The sequence below is a fragment of the Mesorhizobium sp. M0185 genome, assembly GCF_040322175.1.
Taxonomy (GTDB): domain Bacteria; phylum Pseudomonadota; class Alphaproteobacteria; order Rhizobiales; family Rhizobiaceae; genus Mesorhizobium.
On sequence record NZ_JAMYSY010000014.1, the window covers coordinates 42,252 to 59,646 of the forward strand.

Below are 17,395 nucleotides of genomic sequence, written 5' to 3' on the forward strand. Positions count from 1 at the left end.
TCAGACGACCGGTGTCAGCAAGGTCTGTCCGCCGAAATGGGCCGCGAGATTATCGCGAACGAGCTGACCCATGGCCTTGCGGGTCTCCACCGTGCCGCTGGCGTGGTGCGGTTGCAGCACGATGTTGGTAAGCTTCAGGAAGCGCTCGTCGATGGTTGGCTCGTTCCAGAACACGTCGAGCCCGGCACCCTTGATGGCACTGGATTCCAGGGCCGCGAGCAACGCGGTCTCGTCGATCGTGCTGCCGCGCGAAATATTTATGACGATACCGTCTGCTCCGAGCGCTGCCAGGATCGACGCATTAATCATGTGTTTTGTGCTTTCGCCGCCGGCGAGCGTTACGATCAGAAATTCGCTGTCGCGCGCCAGTTCGACCAGATCGCCGACAAAAGTATAAGGAAGATCGTCGCGCTTGCGGTTGTCGAAATAGGAAATCGTACAGTCGAATGCAGCGGCGCGCTTCGCCACCGCCGCACCGACGCGGCCCATGCCGACAATGCCCAGCCTTTTTCCACAGACACGCGTGACCAGCCCCATATTGCCCTTGCGCCAGCTTCCATCGCGTACATAGGCGTCGGCCTGCGGGATTTTTCGCGCCACGGCGAGCAGCAGCCCGATGCCGATATCGGCTACGTCCTCGGTTAGAACATCAGGTGTATTGGTGACACGAATGCCGTTCGCCCTGGCATAGGCAAGGTCGATGGCGTCGGTGCCCACGCCGTAGCAGGAAACGATTTCGAGCTGCGGCAGCTTTCCCATCAGCGCAGCACTTGCGCCAAGCTCGCCGCGCGTAGCTATGGCGCGGATCGCGCCGGCGTGGCTTGAGAGCAACGCGTCCTTGTCCTCGGACTGCCAACGTTTGTGGACGCGATATTTCGCCTCAAGATCTGCCATGTCCCAATCCGGATAGGGACCTGTCATCAAAATGTCGGTCACGGCATCATCTCCTGTGCGGATTTATTTTTCCATTGACTATGTTATCGATAACATCCATGTCAATAGGGACTGGTGGCGCTGCGCTGCAAATCGTGGCCGCTCAGGAAACATTGCTCAGGAGGAGCATTTGGGCAGTTCATTGTTCGATTTGACCGGCATGCGGGCGCTGGTCACCGGCTCGGGACAGGGGATCGGCCTGGCGCTGGCCGAGGGGTTGGCGCAGCACGGCGCCGAAATCGTGCTCAACGGACGCAGCGCCGAAAAAATGAAAACGGCTGCGGATGCACTGACAGCGAAGGGACACAAGGTCCATAGCGCCGTCTTCGACGTCACCGATCATGCTGCGGTGGCGAACGGCGTCGCCGATATCGAGGCGACGATCGGCGCCATCGATATCCTTATCAACAATGCCGGCATGCAGTTCCGAATGCCGCTCGAGGATTTCCCCGCCGACAAATGGGAGGAACTCTTGCGCACCAACATCTCCAGCGTGTTCTTCGTGGGACAAGCGGTGGCGCGGCACATGATCCCGCGGCGGCGCGGCAAGATCATCAATATCGCCTCGGTGCAAAGCGAACTGGCACGGACGAACATCGCGCCCTATACGGCCACGAAAGGCGCTGTGCGCAACCTGACGCGCGGAATGTGTGCCGATTGGGCGAAGCATGGCTTGCAGATCAATTCCATTGCGCCGGGTTACTTCAAGACGCCGCTCAACCAGGCGCTGGTCGACAATCCCGAGTTTTCAGCCTGGCTGACCAACCGCACACCGGCGGGTCGTTGGGGCGATGTCGGCGAACTGGTCGGCGCGGCGATCTTTCTGGCTGGACGGGCCTCATCCTTTGTCAATGGACACACGCTCTATGTCGATGGCGGCATCACAACCTGCCTCTGAGTCCTGGTCCATCGTCGTAATGGGTGTCAGCGGCTGCGGCAAGACCAGCATTGGCATCGCGATCGCGGCTCGTCTAGGGCTCGCTTTTGTCGAAGGCGACGCGCTGCACCCGCGCGGGAATGTCGAGAAAATGTCGGCGGGCATACCGCTTACCGACGAGGATCGTTGGCCTTGGCTGGACCTGTTGGGCGCAGCCTTGCGTCATGCACATGAGCAAGGACGCGGGCTCGTCGCGAGTTGCTCGGCGCTGAAGAAATCCTATCGCGATCGCCTTCGCCATGGTGCTATCGGGCCGGTGCTTTTCGTATTTTTGGACGGTTCACGTGCGGTGCTGCAAGCCAGGCTCGCCGAGCGCCGCGGCCACTTCTTCCCGCCGGCGCTGCTCGACAGCCAGTTCGCTACGCTGGAGCATCCCGGCGACGAACCGCTGGTGGTCACAGTGGACATCGACGCGCCTGTCGACACGATTGCCGATAAAGTGTTGCAGGGTCTTGGTGCATTTGGGGTCGGCCCTGCCAGATCAAAGAGAGGCACGTTGAAATGACGCAACCAACAAAAGTCGCCGTTGTCGGTGCCGGCATCATGGGGTCGGCGATAGCCACCCGCCTGATCGAGACTGGGCAAGCCGTAACGGTATTCGATCTGGACAAGGCCAAGGTCGCCGCCCTGACCGCCAAGGGTGCGGCTGCCGCCGCATCGGTTGCCGAAGCAACGCGGGCGAGCAGCTTCGTCATCCTCAGTCTCAACCATGCCGATATCGTGCGTTCGGTGGTGTTCGGGGACGCCGGTGTTGCGGCCGCTGCGTCGCCCGAAAAGCTGCTGATCGACATGTCGTCTATCGATCCGGCCGACACCGCTGGGATGGCCGGGAAGCTGTCTGCCGAGACCGGCATGAAATGGCTCGACTGCCCGCTTTCGGGCGGCGTTCCCGGCGCGCTGGCCGGCAGGCTGACCGTCATGGCGGGTGGCGAGGCTGAAGACTTCGAACAGGCGCGCACGGTGATGCGGCATCTCTGCACCAACTACACACTGATGGGGCCGAGTGGGGCAGGGCAGACGACAAAGCTGATCAACCAGCTGTTCTGCGCCGTACTGTTCCAGGCTGTCGCCGAAGCCGTGAAGCTTGCCGAAGCCGGCGGCGTAGACCCGAAGGCAATCCCCGCGGCACTCAAGGGCGGGCGGGCCGATTCCAGCATCATGCAGGAATTCATGGCAAAATTCGCTGCCCGGGATTTTTCGGCCACCGGCCGCATCGACAACATGCTGAAGGATCTGGATTCGCTGCAGGCCTTCGCGCTGAAAACCAAGACGCCGATGCCGATGACCGGGCAGGTGGTCGAGATCCATCGCCTGCTCTGCGCCGCTGGATTGGGGCCGAACGATTCGGCCGAGATGATGCGTCTGCTCGACGGCAAGACCAGCTGATCCGTTGGCCTTATTCTTTGATGCTTGACGCCTAGAAATGTTATCGATAACATAATTTGGGCGATCTCGGGAGGAACCCATTGTGACCGAGCAAAAACTGATCGAGTTCAAGGCAATTACGAAGGAGTTCGGCGGCACCCGCGCGCTCTCCGACGTGACGCTTGATCTGCACAAGGGCGAGATCCTGGCGCTGCTCGGCGAGAATGGCGCCGGCAAGTCGACGCTGATCAAGACGCTCGCCGGCATCTATCGGCCGGATGGCGGCCAAATCCTGTTTCGCGGCGAGCCCTACCATCATCGCCCGCCGCGGCCGAACCAGCGCCAGCCCGTCGCCTTCATTCACCAGGATCTCGGTCTTATCGAATGGATGACGGTCGGCGAGAATGTCGGTCTGGCCCAAGGCTTTTCGCTGCGCTCCGGGCTCATCGACTGGCGATCGACCGAGGCGAGGGCGCATGAGGCGTTAAAGCTGGTCGGCTGTGACTTCGACCCGACGACACGCGTTCAGGATCTGACGCGTACAGAAAAATCGCTGGTCGCCATCGCTCGCGCCTTGGCTACCGAGGCCGATGTGCTGGTGCTCGATGAGCCGACCGCCAGCCTTCCCGCCGACGAGGTCGAGCGGCTGTTCGACGCCATCCGTCCGCTCAAGCAGCGCGGCGTCGGCATGATCTATGTCTCGCACCGCCTGGATGAAATTTTCCGCATCGCCGATCGCGTCGCCGTGCTGCGCGACGGCAGGCTGGTCGGCGAGAAGAAGGTCGCCGACACAAAACCGGACGAACTGGTCGAGATGATCGTCGGCCGTCCGGTCAGCCAGGTTTTCAGCAAGGCTCAAACGCAGGCCGGCGAGACGATCTGCGCCGTGCGCGACCTGGTCTGCGCCGGTGCCGGCCCGGTGTCTTTCGACGTGCGCAAGGGTGAGTTGCTCGGCCTGGTCGGCCTGCGCGGCGCCGGGCAGGAACTGGTTGGCCGGGCGCTGTTTGGCTGCCAGGCCTTTTCCGGCACGGTGACGATCCGCGGGGCTGCGCCGGACCTGTCCAGCCCGATCGCGGCGATGTCGTCCGGCATCGGCCTGATCGCGCGTGACAGGACCGAAGAATCAATCGCTGGATCCTTGTGATCCGTGAGAACAGTTTCCTCAATCCCGGCGCCGGCAAGCGCGGCCTGTTTTCCTTCCTTGCGCCTCACAAGGAGGCTGCGCTGGCGCAGGCGATCGGCAGTTCCGTCGGGCTGCGCCCCAACGATCCGAACCTGCCGATAGAGGCGCTGTCGGGTGGCAACCAGCAAAAGGTGGTCGTCGGGCGCTGGCTGCACACCGGGCGTACGTTGCTGATCGCCGAGGATCCGACGGCCGGCGTCGATGTCGGCGCCAAGGCTGAGGTCTACCGGCTGATCGGCCGCGCGCTTGAAGCCGGCCTCGCCGTCGTCGTGGTGTCGACCGATTTCGAGGAGATTGCCCACATCTGCCACCGCGCTTTGGTGTTTTCGCGAGGACAGATCGTTCGCGAACTCACCGGCAAAGACCTCACCACATCCGCCGTGATCACCGCGGCATCGGTTTCCGAAGCCGCCTGATCTTTCTGGGAGCGAACTCATGCAATCGATCGAATCCAGCGCCCTCGAACCGACCCGCGGCGAGATGGCTGATTTGTCCATGGGGCAGAAGGTCATCCGGCTGCTGCCGGTCTACGGGCTGGTTATCCTGACGGTGTTGCTGATCCTGTTGTTTTCGATCCTGCTGCCGAACACGTTCCCGACGCTGCTTAACCTGCGCTCGATCATCTCCGACAAGGCGATTATTGCGCTGTTGTCGCTGGCGGCGATGATCCCGATGGCGTCGGGACGCATCGACCTCACCGTCGGCTACGGCATTGTGCTGTGGCACATCCTGGCCATCAGTCTGCAGACCATGTTCGGCATTCCGTGGCCGCTGGCAGTGATGATAGTGCTGGTTCTCGGCGCCGCGACCGGCTTCCTCAACGGCCTGCTGGTCGAAGTCGCCCGCATCGACTCTTTCATCGCCACGCTGGGCACCGGCACCGTGCTCTATTCCTTGGCGCTTTGGCACACTGGCGGCCGGCAGGTTGTCGGCGTGTTGCCCAACGGCTTCTACGCGCTCAACGGCACGATGGTGTTCGGGCTGCCGATCACCGGCCTCTACGTGCTTGGCATCGCCGTCGCACTGTGGATCATTCTCGAATATCTGCCGATCGGCCGCTACGTTTATGCCATCGGCGCCAACCCGAAGGCGGCTGCTCTCAATGGCATTCCGGTGCGCCGCTTCGTCATTGGGGCGTTCATCTCCTCGGGCTTCCTGACGGCGCTGACAGGAGTGTTGCTCGCCTCCAAGCTTCGCATTGGCCAAGCCAGCGTCGGACTGGAGTATCTGCTGCCGGCTCTCGTCGGCGCCTTTCTCGGCTCGACCACGATCAAGCCTGGACGAGTCAACGTCTGGGGCACGATGACGGGCGTCATCATCCTGGCGGTCGGCATTTCCGGCATCCAGCAGTTCGGCGGCTCGTTCTTCGTCGAGCCATTGTTCAACGGCGTCACGCTGCTCGTCGCCATAGGCATTGCCGGCTACGCCCAGCGCAAGCGCGGCGCAGCGCAAAGAAACAGGACCAAGACCGTCGCGCAGCCCTCGAAGTGACAAATCGAGCCAAACCCGTGGATCATGGAATGAACGACTACGAGGTTCTCGACGATCGGTTCGGCAAGCTGATGATCGGGCATGCCAAGCTCGAACTTCTATGGAGCGGTAGCCGTTGGGCGGAAGGACCGGTGTATGTCCCCGCCGCAAGGCATTTGCTGTGGTCGGACATCCCGAACGATCGGCTGCTGCGCTACGACGAAAGCGATGGTTCCGTCAGCATCTTCGAGGCCCATTGTAACTACCAGAACGGCCACACACTCGACCGCGAAGGCCGCGTCGTTGCTTGCGAGCATGGCGGGCGCCGTGTCTCCCGGCTCGAGCATGACGGGCGTTGGCAGACGCTTGTCGAAACCGTTGCAGGCAAGCGGTTCAATTCACCCAATGACGTGGTGGTCAAATCCGACGGTACGATCTGGTTCACCGACCCGGTCTACGGCATCGAAAGCCACTACGAGGGCAAGATCGCCAGAGCGGAGGTCGGCGGCTCCCATGTCTACCGGTTCGACGAGCTTTCGGGTGAGGTGAGCGCCGTTGTCACCAACATGGTGCAGCCGAACGGCCTGGCTTTTTCGCCCGACGAGACGATCCTCTACGTGTCGGACAGCGGCGCCAGCCATGTGCCCGGCCTGCCGCGCGCGATCAAGGCCTATGACCTTGCCGCCGATGGCCGGTCGGCGCGCGCAGGCGGCATCTTCGCCGAGTGCGGGGCAGGCCTCTTCGATGGTTTTCGCGTCGATCGCGACGGCAACATCTGGGCCTCCAGCGCCGACTCGGTGCGCGTCCATGCGCCGGACGGAACCCTGATCGGCCGTATCCTGGTTCCCGAGCTCGTTTCCAATGTCTGTTTCGGCGGTCCCAAGCGCAACCGCCTCTACATCACTGCGCAGACATCCCTTTACTCCATCTACGTCAACGCACATCCGGCCGGCGTTGGTCCGGTGGCGGGCGACATCAGCCGGTGACATGTCGTCAACTCCAATCGAAAGCCGAGTTTTGAAAGACCATGCAATTTCTTGAAACCAAGGGAGGTACCAACATGCAACGCAGAACATTCCTGAAATCATCCGTCGCCTTGATGGCCATGACAATCGCTGCTCCTGTCCTGTTCGCCGGCCAGGCACGGGCGGACGCCACAGCCGACGCCATGGCGGTGGTCCAGAAATATGCGCAGAAGGTCACGGCCTGGGATGGCCCGACCACCGGTCCGAAGGCGCAGCAAGGCAAGACGATCGTCGTGCTCGCCGGCGACCTCAAGAACGGCGGCATCCTGGGCGTCACCAACGGCGTCGAGGAAGCAGCCAAGGCGATCGGCTGGGACGTCAATGTGATTGACGGCGCCGGCTCGATCGGCGGCCGCACCGCTGCCTTCGGCCAAGCCATGGCGTTGAAGCCGAATGGCATCGTCATCAACGGTTTTGACGCGGTCGAGCAGGCGCCGGCGCTGGAACAGGCCAAGGCCGCAGGTATCCCGTTGGTCTCCTGGCATGCCGGACCGGTGATCGGGCCCGACGAGAAAAGCGGCGTGTTCGCCAACGTGTCGACGGATGCCATGCAAGTCTCCACGGCCGCGGCCGACTGGGCCTACGCCGATGCCAAGGGCAAGCCCGGCGTCGTCATCTTCACCGATTCGACCTATGCCATCGCCATCGCCAAAGCCGACAAGATGAAGGCGGAGATCGAGCGGCTGGGCGGCAAGGTGCTCGAATATGTCGACACGCCGATCGCCGAGACTTCGCAGCGCATGCCGCAGCTGACCACTTCGCTGCTGCAGAAATACGGCGATGCCTGGACGCATTCGCTGGCGATCAACGATCTCTATTTCGACTTCATGGGACCCTCACTTGCCGCCGCCGGCAAAGCCGGTACCGACGCGCCGATCAATGTCGCCGCCGGCGACGGTTCGGAATCGGCCTATCAGCGCATTCGCGCCGGTCAGTTCCAGAAGGTGACCGTCGCCGAACCGCTCAACTTGCAGGGCTGGCAATTGGTCGACGAGCTGAACCGCGCCATCGCTGGAGAAAAATGGTCGGGCTATCTGTCGCCGCTGCATGTGGTGACGGCCGACAATGTCGAGTTCGACGGTGGGCCGAATAACGCATTCGACCCCGGCAATGGCTACCGCGACGCATACAAGAAGATCTGGGGCAAATAGGAGCCCGGCGATGCGGGCGCAATACGCGATGCGCCCGCATCGCATTCGCGCGACAAATCCACGAATTGCACCGCGACCTGCCCTTGCCGCCCGGCGGCCATCCCAGCGCAGAAAATCAGGAAACCCTCGCCATGATCATTCGCTACGCCCTGTTCGAAGGCGAAATCCACCCCGGACGAGAGAGCGAATTCCGGCGCTTTGTCAGGGAAAGGCTAGTGCCGTTGTGGACGCAATTTCCTGGAGCCGAGGAGGTGCGCGTTCTGGATGGCACGGCACGGGATGAGGGCGCCCCCGTCTATGCCATGGCGCTCGCCATCCGTTATCCCGACATGGACGCCTGCAAGAAGGCGCTGCAGTCCGATGTTCGCTTTCAGAGCCGCGATGTGACTGGAGAGCTGCTCAAGATGTTCACCGGCCGTGTGCATCACCATGTTTTCGAAGCGAACGAGTTTCCAACCGCTCGATAGGATGATCAAAAAAGCCCCACACGACAATCGCCGACGCACGTCCAAAGACGGACGTCCCCTGGTTCTCGGTCTAATTCAGAAAGCAGTCAGTTGTTGGGACTCGAAAAAGAGGAGTGAGAAGGCGGGAAGCGGACTTGCAGCGGCTCGGAATGACTTCGCGCACAGTTGGTGAAGCGGACGTTCGGAACTGTTGCTAGTCACTTTGCGAGGATGGCCCTGCCCCAGTCCAGATGAACTCAAGATGGTCGCGGCGATGCTGCGTTCCGAAGGTCAGCGGCGAAGGATCTGCGGATGTCCCGTTCGCGGCTAACGGCTCAGGCAACTCCCGATACTTGAATCCATCGCGCGGAGGTAATACCGTATTTCCAAGTGTCCTTACAGAGGCTGCAATGACAACGACCGTAACCGCAAAAGGTCAGGTGACCATTCCCAAGCCCGTGCGCGATCTCTTGGGGATCGCACCGGGCAGCCAAGTGGATTTTCGCCGCGCCGCCGACGGCAGCGTGGTGTTGGTTCGTGCGGACGAAAAACGGCCGGCGAGCCGCTTTGCCAAGCTGCGCGGCCATGCCGGCAAGGGGCTGAGCACCGAGGCGATCATAGCTTTGACGCGCGGCGAAGCGTGACGCTGGTCGACACCAACGTTCTGCTCGATCCCGCGCGCTTCTGTAGCGATTGTGAGTCTCGCGAGCCATTTGCAGTGCCCGAGTCTCGCAGCTTGTGCCCGATCCACGAATTGACTATTTTGCATGACTACGAGTGAGCATCTGGCCTTGGTTCTGACGACAGTGAACGCGCCCTACAGCGAACAGCTCGACGGGGTGGCGCTGGCTCATTGTCTTTCGGATCTAGATCTGGCGAAGCAGTATCCTGGGCAGGTCAGTGCCTTCCTTGGAGAAGTGCCGGTCAAGCAGCAGATGGAGTTCGCCGCCGCGCACCAGATAGCGGTCGATGATCTGAAGGCTTTCGCGGCCCATTTCTCTGCCTGGTCCGGCGAGAGCTATCAACTCGCTGCCTGATGATCGAGGTCCATAGCCGTCGTCCGTCCGAATGGCGGCGGCTTTTCGCCATTGCTGCCGATCTGATCGACCAACTCCGGGAGAAGGAGGTTTTGAATTCGAATGGTCGTTTGGCGGCGGCACGGCGATGATGATCCAGATCAACCATCGCGAAAGCCACGACGTCGATATCTTCCTCGACGACCCTCAGCTACTCGGCTTCATTGACCCATCCAAGAGCCAACTGAGCTTCAGCACGGGCCCTGCCGTATATGACGGCGACGGGACGAGGTTTCAGAAATTCGCGTTCGAGGGCCTGGGCGAGATTGACTTCATCGTGGCCGGGGCCCGGCGTCCTCCGGGCATTTCCGGATCGTGTCGCTCGAACAAGGGAGCGGCTTGCAGAGCTGAATCCGGAGTTCGTCAGACGGACGATCGCACAGCTCATGATCATGCCAGACTACGAGGAGATGGCTGCTGATAGCCTTGCCATTGCAACAGCCCTGCTCGAAGAGGTGCTGTCGCCAGCGACATCATCCTGACCAACACCGGCAGCCGGCTTCGAGCGGGACCTTTTTGAGCCCAGACGCCTTGGTGAGGTTGGTCCGCAAGATGGGAGTCTTTGAGCGACCCCGAGGGGAAGGTCGTTCGCGCAGGACGAATTCACGCCGATGACCCTTTCGAGACCTTGCGGAGCCGAATTCTCTTTTTGGAAGTCGACATTAGCCGGAACCAGCATTCGCGCCGGCTTCTCCAAGCCGCCGATCAACGGCATGGAAGCGGCATGGCCCTAGCCTGCTTGGGCGTGGCGAACGTCCATACGGGGCGGTGCTGACGTTGCGACTTTGCGAAGCTGAAAGACTTCCGTCGCTTCGCCGCGCCCGCGCAACCTGTGCTTGCCCGCCGGGATCGTTTCGAACTTTTCGTCGAGCCGCGAAACAGTCTCGCCGGAATCGCGATGGCGGTCGCGGTATCTGGTGCGAGCAACTTGCCGAGTTCCTGAAGCCGCTGGCTGATGTTCACGGTGTCGCCGACGATTGTGTAGTTCACGCGATCGGATGCGCCGATATTGCCGACGATGACGGAGCCCGTGTGGATGCCGATGCGGACGTGAAGCGGAGGCCGGCCTTCGCCAGCCGCTTCCAGATTGTCCTTGTCCAGCTCCTCGCGGATCGCCGCGGCGGCGCGGACGGCCGCGGCGGCATGGCCCTTCAGACGATCCGGCGCGCCGAAGAACGCCAGCATGCCGTCGCCCAGGAACTTGTCGACAGTACCGCCATGTGCATCGACCGCGCCGCACAGGATCGCGAAGTGGTGGTTCAGCAGCCTGGCCGCGGCTGCGGCGTCCATCTGCTCCGACAGCGTGGTGAACCCGACGATGTCGGTAAACATGACGGTGACGACCGCTTCGCGCGGTTCGGCGATGCCGATCTCTCCGGTGCGCACCAGCTTGGCCACCAGCGAGCGCGGAATATAGGTCGAGAATGCACGCAGACCGATCAGCATGGCGTTGAAGGCCGAAGCCTGGTTGTCCAACTCCAGAACCCTGCTGCGCGGCAGCGGAGTCACGCCGTCGAGATCGAAATCGGCAACGCGCATGGCCTGGCCGGCGATCGCCTGGATCGGTCGCGACAGGCGGCTGCCAAGCAGGATCGCGACGATGACCGCCACGGCCATCGCCCCAAGACCGAGCAGGGCCGATCCCAACACGCGCTCGATCTCCTTGCTGATCTGACTGGTCTCGAAATACGCGCCGAGCGTCCAGGGCTCGTTGCCATACCTGCGATCTTGCGGGTGATGGCGATGTAGGTGGCGTCGCCGCTCCACTCGGACGCATTGTCCACGCTGCGGTCGATCTCGGCGATTTCTATGTCGCGGGCGCGGCGCGTGTCGAAATCCCGCTCTACCTTCCGCGCGCTATAGGCGGTCAATACCGGATCGCCATACGTGGCCAGCGGCGTCAGCGGCAGGACGCCGTTCTTCAGAGCGTCGGGATCGGCCAGCCTTTGGTCGGCGAGCACGCGGTCTTCGCCGTCGAGAATGAAGGCATGCGTGCCAAATCGCGATGATAGCTCCCGCGTGATATCGGACAGTTTCTGCAATTCGACCGCCGCGATCACCCAGGCCTGCGTCACGCCATCACGTGCCAGCGGCACTGAGACATGCGCGTACAGGCCGAACTCGTTGGCTACGAATGCCCCCCATTGCCTGCCGCCGACCCGTCTGCGTTGTTCGAGGGCGGCGCGGACTTGGGGCGACTTCTCGGGCTTGGCCGGAAAATGCTCGATCGCGCCCGTTGCAACGTTGTTTTCGACGGAGCGCGCGGCGCCGCGGCAGACCAGGTCGGGGGTGCAGATCAGCATCGCCTCGACCCCCGAGGCGGTAGCCAGAGCACCGGCAACGGCTGCAGACATCGCCTCGTCGTCGATCTGGAACTCGCCCTGGGCATACAGCTGCGCGATGCCGTCGACCGCGTTCTCGGCGTCCCCCATCTCTGCGCGCAGCGAGTCCTCCATCGCATCGATCAGGAGTGTCGACTGGGCGCCGAGCAAGTCGAACGTGTTGCGAAAATTGGCGCCGACCGACAACGCGAGCACGCCCCCGACCGACAGGAATACGAGGCTGCCAAAACTCAACGCCATGATGACCGCAATAGGGATGCGACGCCGCTTCTTTTCGGGGCGGGCCAGACGCACAGGTTGTGCGGACGTGCTCATGCAGCGAGTGTCGCAATGCGCCACCGAATTGCAAGCCCCGTGACGCCTTTAAAGAGGGCGCGCCCCGAATGCACGAGCCTCCTTGCTTCCGTGCCTAGCGCATCACCCGAATGTCCACTTCGGAAGGTGTTTCTCAACTTCTGCTCATGGCGGCCCGTTCCGGTTCAAATCGATCGCAGCAATGTGAGGCTTCCACCCAACCGTTGCTCATCCATGGCAGCCGCAATGAACGGCTATTCACAAAGCGGACCTTTGGTGAGGACAGAAATTGCCGCTTGCCCCGATGCAGCCATGGAAGGAGAGTCCATGTCAGGACGCACATCAGATCAGGATGGTGCAGGGAGGCTCGGCGGACCCCGACACCTCGACTACGACTCCACGGCGGTGCAATTGCGGTGCGACTACGATCCGCGCCACGCAAGCCTCCCAAGCCGTTGGCTATTGTCATTGCATTTTGGCTGGCGGCGGATCGAGCCATAGCAAATCCGCCTCCAGCTCGCGCCAGTCCTTGCTATGTGCGCGACTTGATAATTGATGCTAATTCCAACGGAACCATAAACTGCCCCAACATACAATTTCGCTAAAATGCCCCGGAACCTATTGCTGCTCTGCGTCTTGACTCGCCGTCGGAGGGTGCATGCGTAACGCCACAGACGGGCTTTCTTTCATTGAGTTCCAGTCGCCGACGCTGGTCGAGAATGCGCCCGAGGGCGGCGAATGGCTTCATGAGATCAAGTACGACGGCTACCGCACCGAACTGATCATTGAGGGCGGCAAAGCGAGAGCCTTCACGCGCCGTGGCTACGACTGGTCGCACCGATACCGACGAATTGTTCAAGCGGCGGCGGGCTTGCCGGTGAAGGCGGCGATCATCGACGGGGAGGCTGTCGTTCTCGGCGACACTGGCCTGCCGGACTACCAAGCGTTGGAACGGGAGTTGAGCAACCCAGACTCGCCGAGGCTCATCTTCTACGCATTCGACCTGCTGCACCTCAACGGGCGCGATCTGCGGCAGCAGCCACTGGTAAGGCGCAAGGCAGCCCTAGAGAAGCTGCTGAAGAACTCAGCCCCGACACTGACCTACGCCGAACATCTGGAGTTGGGCGGCACGGACGTGTTTGAACATGCCTGCCGGATGGGGTTGGAGGGCATCGTCTCCAAGCGCACCGATGCCACCTACCGCTCAGGGGTCCAGACGAGTTGGCTCAAGGTGAAGTGCATCAAGAGCGACACTTTCCCCATCGTGGCATTTGTCGAGAAGCTGGGCGCTCACCCGCGCCGCATCGCATCCCTCTACATCGGTCGCCGCGAGGGCGACCGACTGCTCTATGCCGGGAAGGCCCGCAGCGGCTATACCTTGAGCGTTGCTCAATTGGTTCGAGAGCGGCTCGACCCGCTGATCATCAGCAAGTCGCCTCTGTCAGAGCCCATCGTGAAGCCGAAGGCGACGTGGGTCAGACCAGAGGTGCTGGCCGAGGTACAGTTCAGCGGCGTCACTGATCGCGGCGTGTTGCGCGAGGCAGTATTCAAGGGTCTGCGAGAAGACCTCGTGGCGATCCCGGCCAAGCCTCCGGCGCCATCAAAGCGACGTGGGCCAGCCCAGGAACATGGCATTCCGAGGGAGAACATCCTGCAATTGCTGCCCGACGCGGTCTCGCCCTCCAAGGAAGAGCTTGCGCGCTACTGGCAGAGGGTTGCCGATTACGCACTCGTCCATCTCGGCCACCGACCGCTGAAGCTGGTCCGCCATGCTCTCGGGGCAACCTTCTACCACAAGGGCGCGCTGCCGAAGATCCCCGCAGCAGTGCATCAGTTGCGCGTTCAAAAGCGCGAGGGTGGCGAAGGTGTGCGCGTGTGGGTGGACGACCTTGCCGGCTTGCTGGGGCTGGTCGAGATGGATGCGGTAGAGCTGCATCCCTGGAACGCTACTGTTGACGACATCGAACATGCCGACCGGGTTGTTCTGGACCTTGATCCGGGCGAGGGGGTCGAGTGGGACAAAGTGATCGAGACCGCGCTAACGCTCCGCGACATCATGGAAGCGGAAGGTCTGCAGAGCTGGCCGAAGGTGACGGGCGGCAAGGGAATTCACCTGATGGCCCCACTTGAGACGAAGATCACGCACGACAATGCCCGGCTCCTTGCCCGATCGTTCGCCAAGCGCCTCGCTGAAGCCCATCCTGATCGCTATCTGCTCTCCGCCGCGCCGGCAGCCCGAAAGGGCCGCATCTTCATCGACTACCTTCGCAATGGGCGCGGCAACACGGCGGTCGGCGCCTTCTCCCCACGAGCGCGACCCGGCTTCCCAATCGCCCGTCCCGTGACCTGGAGCCAGGTCGAGGCAGCCATCCGTCCAGATGCGTTCACCATTGACCGTCCGTTTAGGGCGGCTGCCAGAAAAGCAGCGTGAGCAATCTCGCAGCGCATTCTATTAGCAGTGGGCGAAGACGCCCAGCGATTCCGCCGAACATTCGATCATGTCAACTACTTGCCGGACGGGTCGATCTCTATCCAGGCGGGCACATGATCACTCGGCTTTTCCCAGCCTCGCAGGTCAGCGTCCACGCCCGCGTCACGTAACCTGTTCGAAAGTGATGGGCTGACGAGGAGGTGGTCCATCCGGAGGCCGGAACTCCGATCATAACCGCCTCGGTAGGAGAAGTTCCAGTACGTGTAGATGCCTTTCTCCGGATGAATGCAGCGGACGGCATCCATCCAGCCATTGTCTAGCATTTCGGCGTAGGCCTGCCTGCTCTCCGGAAAGTAGACTGCATCGCCTGTCCAACGTCTCGGCACCACGGCATCGATCGGCGTTGGCACGACGTTGTAGTCGCCGCACAGAACGCTTGTGATCCCCTCCTTAAGCAGTAGCTGGCCGTAGCTGATCAGACGGTCGAACCAGTGGAGCTTATAGTCGAATTTCGGGCCGGGCGCTGGATTGCCGTTGGGCAGGTAGATGCACCCCACGACGATCCCATCCACCTCTGCCTCGATATACCGGCTGTGAGTATCGTCAGGGTCACCCGGCAGGCCGCGTCGACGCTCCAGGGGCTCCTTTCCCCGTGCGAGTATAGCTACACCGTTGTAGGACTTTTGCCCGTGCCAGATCGCGCCATAACCGGCGTTCCTGACGGCTTCCGCGGGAAATTTCTCATCCGAAGTCTTCAATTCTTGAAGGCACACGATGTCATAGTCGGTCTGACCCAGCCACTTGATGAGCAAGGGCAGGCGACCGTTCACGCCGTTGACGTTAAAGGTTGCGATACGGGTCATCCGAAGTTCTCAACAACCCTTGGCGATTTGAGCATGGAAGGCTCAGATGTTGATGCTTGCATCATGGCGGCAAAGGGAGTGTCGGCCGAATTGAGAAACTGACCCCCTGACGAAATGAAGAACTGACCCCCCTCGGTTATGAGAGGAGGCATGGATGACGATTGGGATTTCGGCGATTCCTGCATTGTCGAGAACGATGCAGGGAGAGGAGATGCTTGAGCCTGAAGAGGTGGCAACGATGCTGCGGCTGCATGAGCTTGGCTGGGGGCGAAGCGACTGGCGAAGGAATCCGATATGGCCGAGCCACAGCTCTCAATTCGTAGCGGCAAGGCGGGCGATCTTGCGAAGGGTTGAACCGAAGCACGGCTCGATCTTGTGGACCACATCGGCCATGGGTCTTGTCCGACCGGACCCGCAGCTTGTGCTGGACGGCGTCCTTGCCCTTGCCCGGCAGGTCGGCCGACTTCGTCGCTCGTCGTGCGAAAGACGTCCGCAATCGTGCGCGGAGCGAAGAAGCCAATGTGGGAGTACTGGACCAGTGCCATTCTCACTGCCTAATCACAAAATGCCTCATAACCTGACGAGATATAGCGTCAAAATGGCATATCTTTGAAAGAAGAAGCTGATAATGGGGAATAATAAACCGTGACCATGCGGTGTTTAGCTGGTCTATTCACCGCAGAAATTGCGGCAAATGATCTTGCATATGCCGTTTGTCGCTCGGCACTGGCCAAGTCCATCGGGCTCAAGGCGACGCCGGCGCGCGCTGGTGAGCTACCGCATCAGTCCGTGACGGATTGATCAAACGCGCGAAAAGGGCGCTGGCCTTCGAGTGGTAGCGCGAAACCTGAACAGCCTCTGCGCAGACATCTCAATGAAGGCAAGCACATCAGCCAGGCTGCTGTATTGCGGCAAGCTTCCAGTCACCGCCGTTCTGCCGCGTAAAGGTCCACAGTTCGGCCGTCTCCGTCGGCTGATCGGCCTGGCCCTCAACGATCTTGCCACTGATGCGGTCGCGGGTCACGTCGCGAGACTCATAGCGCAAAGCAGCCGTCGCGTAGTCGCGATCACCCTCCCGCCAACTTTCCGCAATATCGGCCTCCAGCAGGCTGACGTCCGACACGTCGTTCCTGACGCCCTTTTTGGCATTGTCGGCAAGTTCCTCGGACAGATAGAACACCATCTCGGGTGTCACCAACCGGCGCAATGCAGCATGGTCCTCGCGCCCGAATGCTTCCTGAACTTCCGTCAGCCGGTGCTGGAACGTGTCCAGATCGGTTTGGGTGAGAGTGATCTCATCGGAAGCATTGTCTTGGTTCGTTCCGCCATATCCTGACCCAATGCCTGGAATGGGGAACGCTGTGGTGTTGCTCGGGTCAGGCCGGGCTGCAGCGCTTCGCCCAAAGGTCCGGGTGCCTCGCGGGGCACCGGCCATAGCGGGTGCCGGGTTTTGCGCCGCCTGCGAGCGGAAAAAGCGGATCGCCAGCATGATCGCGCCGCCGAACAGCAGTACTTGGAGCAAAAGACCCAACATGCCGGCCAAGCCGCCGAACCCATGGCCCAGAAGAACGCCGATCAAACCGCCGAGAAGCAGCCCACGCATCATCGATCCGCCGAGGCCGTTGAAGAAGCCCGGGCGCTGGAATGCCTGCGGCTGACGGGCCGCATTGTTCGTGGCCGCATTGGGCGTCATCGAGCGCTCGACCGGTGCGGCCGGTTGCGGCGCAACTCTGGTCGGCGGGACCGGCTGGAAAGTGCGCATGCCGCGACTGCCGAAGCTGCCGCCACGGCGCGCATCGGCGTGATCCACAGCGACCATGGAAAATGCCAGGAACAACCCCGCAAACAAAACTGCAAACCGCCCCCAACGCGAAATCAG

At 61.7% G+C, this 17,395-nt stretch carries 16 protein-coding genes and 2 pseudogenes; 13 read left to right on the forward strand and 5 right to left on the reverse strand.

What is annotated here, in order from left to right; genetic code table 11:
- Window positions 1–921, reverse strand: coding sequence for a 2-hydroxyacid dehydrogenase (locus NKJ20_RS13630; RefSeq protein ID WP_352744735.1), 921 nt, complete (start codon window positions 919–921; stop codon window positions 1–3).
- Window positions 922–1,093: 172 nt separating this feature from the next.
- On the opposite strand from NKJ20_RS13630, the gene NKJ20_RS13635 reads away from it, so the two are divergent.
- The 11 genes and pseudogenes from NKJ20_RS13635 to NKJ20_RS13685 all read left to right on the forward strand — a co-directional run bounded on the left by NKJ20_RS13635 (window position 1,094) and on the right by NKJ20_RS13685 (window position 10,007).
- Window positions 1,094–1,831 carry an SDR family oxidoreductase gene (locus tag NKJ20_RS13635; protein ID WP_352450688.1) on the forward strand — a complete coding sequence of 246 codons (738 nt, stop codon included), beginning with the start codon at window positions 1,094–1,096 and terminating at the stop codon, window positions 1,829–1,831.
- Window positions 1,800–2,375 (forward strand): gluconokinase, encoded by a 576-nt coding sequence (locus NKJ20_RS13640; RefSeq protein ID WP_352693926.1) that lies wholly within the window; start codon window positions 1,800–1,802, stop codon window positions 2,373–2,375. Before NKJ20_RS13635 ends, NKJ20_RS13640 begins: the two co-directional genes overlap by 32 nt.
- Window positions 2,372–3,256 carry an NAD(P)-dependent oxidoreductase gene (locus NKJ20_RS13645; RefSeq protein WP_352450610.1) on the forward strand — a complete coding sequence of 295 codons (885 nt, stop codon included), beginning with the start codon at window positions 2,372–2,374 and terminating at the stop codon, window positions 3,254–3,256. The genes NKJ20_RS13640 and NKJ20_RS13645 overlap by 4 nt, the downstream gene beginning before the upstream one ends.
- An 82-nt stretch (window positions 3,257–3,338) precedes the next feature.
- Window positions 3,339–4,834, forward strand: a pseudogene (locus tag NKJ20_RS13650) (sugar ABC transporter ATP-binding protein).
- A gap of 19 nt (window positions 4,835–4,853) precedes the next feature.
- Entirely contained in the window at window positions 4,854–5,909 is a 1,056-nt protein-coding gene (locus NKJ20_RS13655; protein WP_352450612.1) for an ABC transporter permease, read from the forward strand.
- 29 nt (window positions 5,910–5,938) lie between these two features.
- Window positions 5,939–6,874, forward strand: coding sequence for an SMP-30/gluconolactonase/LRE family protein (locus NKJ20_RS13660; RefSeq protein ID WP_352744592.1), 936 nt, complete (start codon window positions 5,939–5,941; stop codon window positions 6,872–6,874).
- Window positions 6,875–6,948: 74 nt separating this feature from the next.
- Window positions 6,949–8,064, forward strand: a complete 1,116-nt coding sequence (locus NKJ20_RS13665; protein ID WP_352744594.1) for an ABC transporter substrate-binding protein — start codon at window positions 6,949–6,951, stop codon at window positions 8,062–8,064.
- A 131-nt stretch (window positions 8,065–8,195) separates the two neighbouring features.
- Window positions 8,196–8,531, forward strand: coding sequence for a hypothetical protein (locus tag NKJ20_RS13670; protein ID WP_352450615.1), 336 nt, complete (start codon window positions 8,196–8,198; stop codon window positions 8,529–8,531).
- Between the two features lie 389 nt (window positions 8,532–8,920).
- Window positions 8,921–9,154, forward strand: coding sequence for an AbrB/MazE/SpoVT family DNA-binding domain-containing protein (locus tag NKJ20_RS13675; RefSeq protein WP_352450616.1), 234 nt, complete (start codon window positions 8,921–8,923; stop codon window positions 9,152–9,154).
- 162 nt (window positions 9,155–9,316) lie between these two features.
- Entirely contained in the window at window positions 9,317–9,547 is a 231-nt protein-coding gene (locus tag NKJ20_RS13680) for a hypothetical protein (protein WP_352450617.1), read from the forward strand.
- A 31-nt stretch (window positions 9,548–9,578) separates the two neighbouring features.
- Window positions 9,579–10,007: a nucleotidyl transferase AbiEii/AbiGii toxin family protein gene (locus NKJ20_RS13685; protein ID WP_502902805.1), complete on the forward strand. Its 429-nt coding sequence runs from the start codon at window positions 9,579–9,581 to the stop codon at window positions 10,005–10,007.
- 284 nt (window positions 10,008–10,291) lie between these two features.
- Here NKJ20_RS13685 and NKJ20_RS13690 read toward each other — a convergent pair whose 3' ends face one another.
- Both NKJ20_RS13690 and NKJ20_RS13695 read right to left on the reverse strand, forming a co-directional pair.
- On the reverse strand, window positions 10,292–11,125 hold the full coding sequence (locus NKJ20_RS13690; RefSeq protein WP_352744599.1) for an adenylate/guanylate cyclase domain-containing protein: 834 nt from the start codon (window positions 11,123–11,125) through the stop codon (window positions 10,292–10,294).
- Window positions 11,092–12,243, reverse strand: coding sequence for a hypothetical protein (locus NKJ20_RS13695; RefSeq protein WP_352744600.1), 1,152 nt, complete (start codon window positions 12,241–12,243; stop codon window positions 11,092–11,094). The genes NKJ20_RS13690 and NKJ20_RS13695 overlap by 34 nt, the downstream gene beginning before the upstream one ends.
- Before the next feature lie 637 nt (window positions 12,244–12,880).
- On the opposite strand from NKJ20_RS13695, the gene ligD reads away from it, so the two are divergent.
- Window positions 12,881–14,653, forward strand: a complete 1,773-nt coding sequence (gene ligD, locus NKJ20_RS13700) for a DNA ligase D (RefSeq protein WP_352682392.1) — start codon at window positions 12,881–12,883, stop codon at window positions 14,651–14,653.
- A gap of 74 nt (window positions 14,654–14,727) precedes the next feature.
- Here ligD and xth read toward each other — a convergent pair whose 3' ends face one another.
- Complete coding sequence (xth, locus tag NKJ20_RS13705; protein WP_352744601.1) at window positions 14,728–15,516, reverse strand: exodeoxyribonuclease III; 789 nt, start codon at window positions 15,514–15,516, stop codon at window positions 14,728–14,730.
- 154 nt (window positions 15,517–15,670) lie between these two features.
- Between xth and NKJ20_RS34150 the strand changes: the two are divergent.
- Window positions 15,671–15,804: pseudogene (locus tag NKJ20_RS34150) on the forward strand (IS21 family transposase); the annotation flags it as partial.
- Between the two features lie 601 nt (window positions 15,805–16,405).
- On the opposite strand, the gene NKJ20_RS13710 reads toward NKJ20_RS34150, so the two are convergent.
- Window positions 16,406–17,395, reverse strand: coding sequence for a Tim44 domain-containing protein (locus tag NKJ20_RS13710; protein WP_352744738.1), 990 nt, complete (start codon window positions 17,393–17,395; stop codon window positions 16,406–16,408).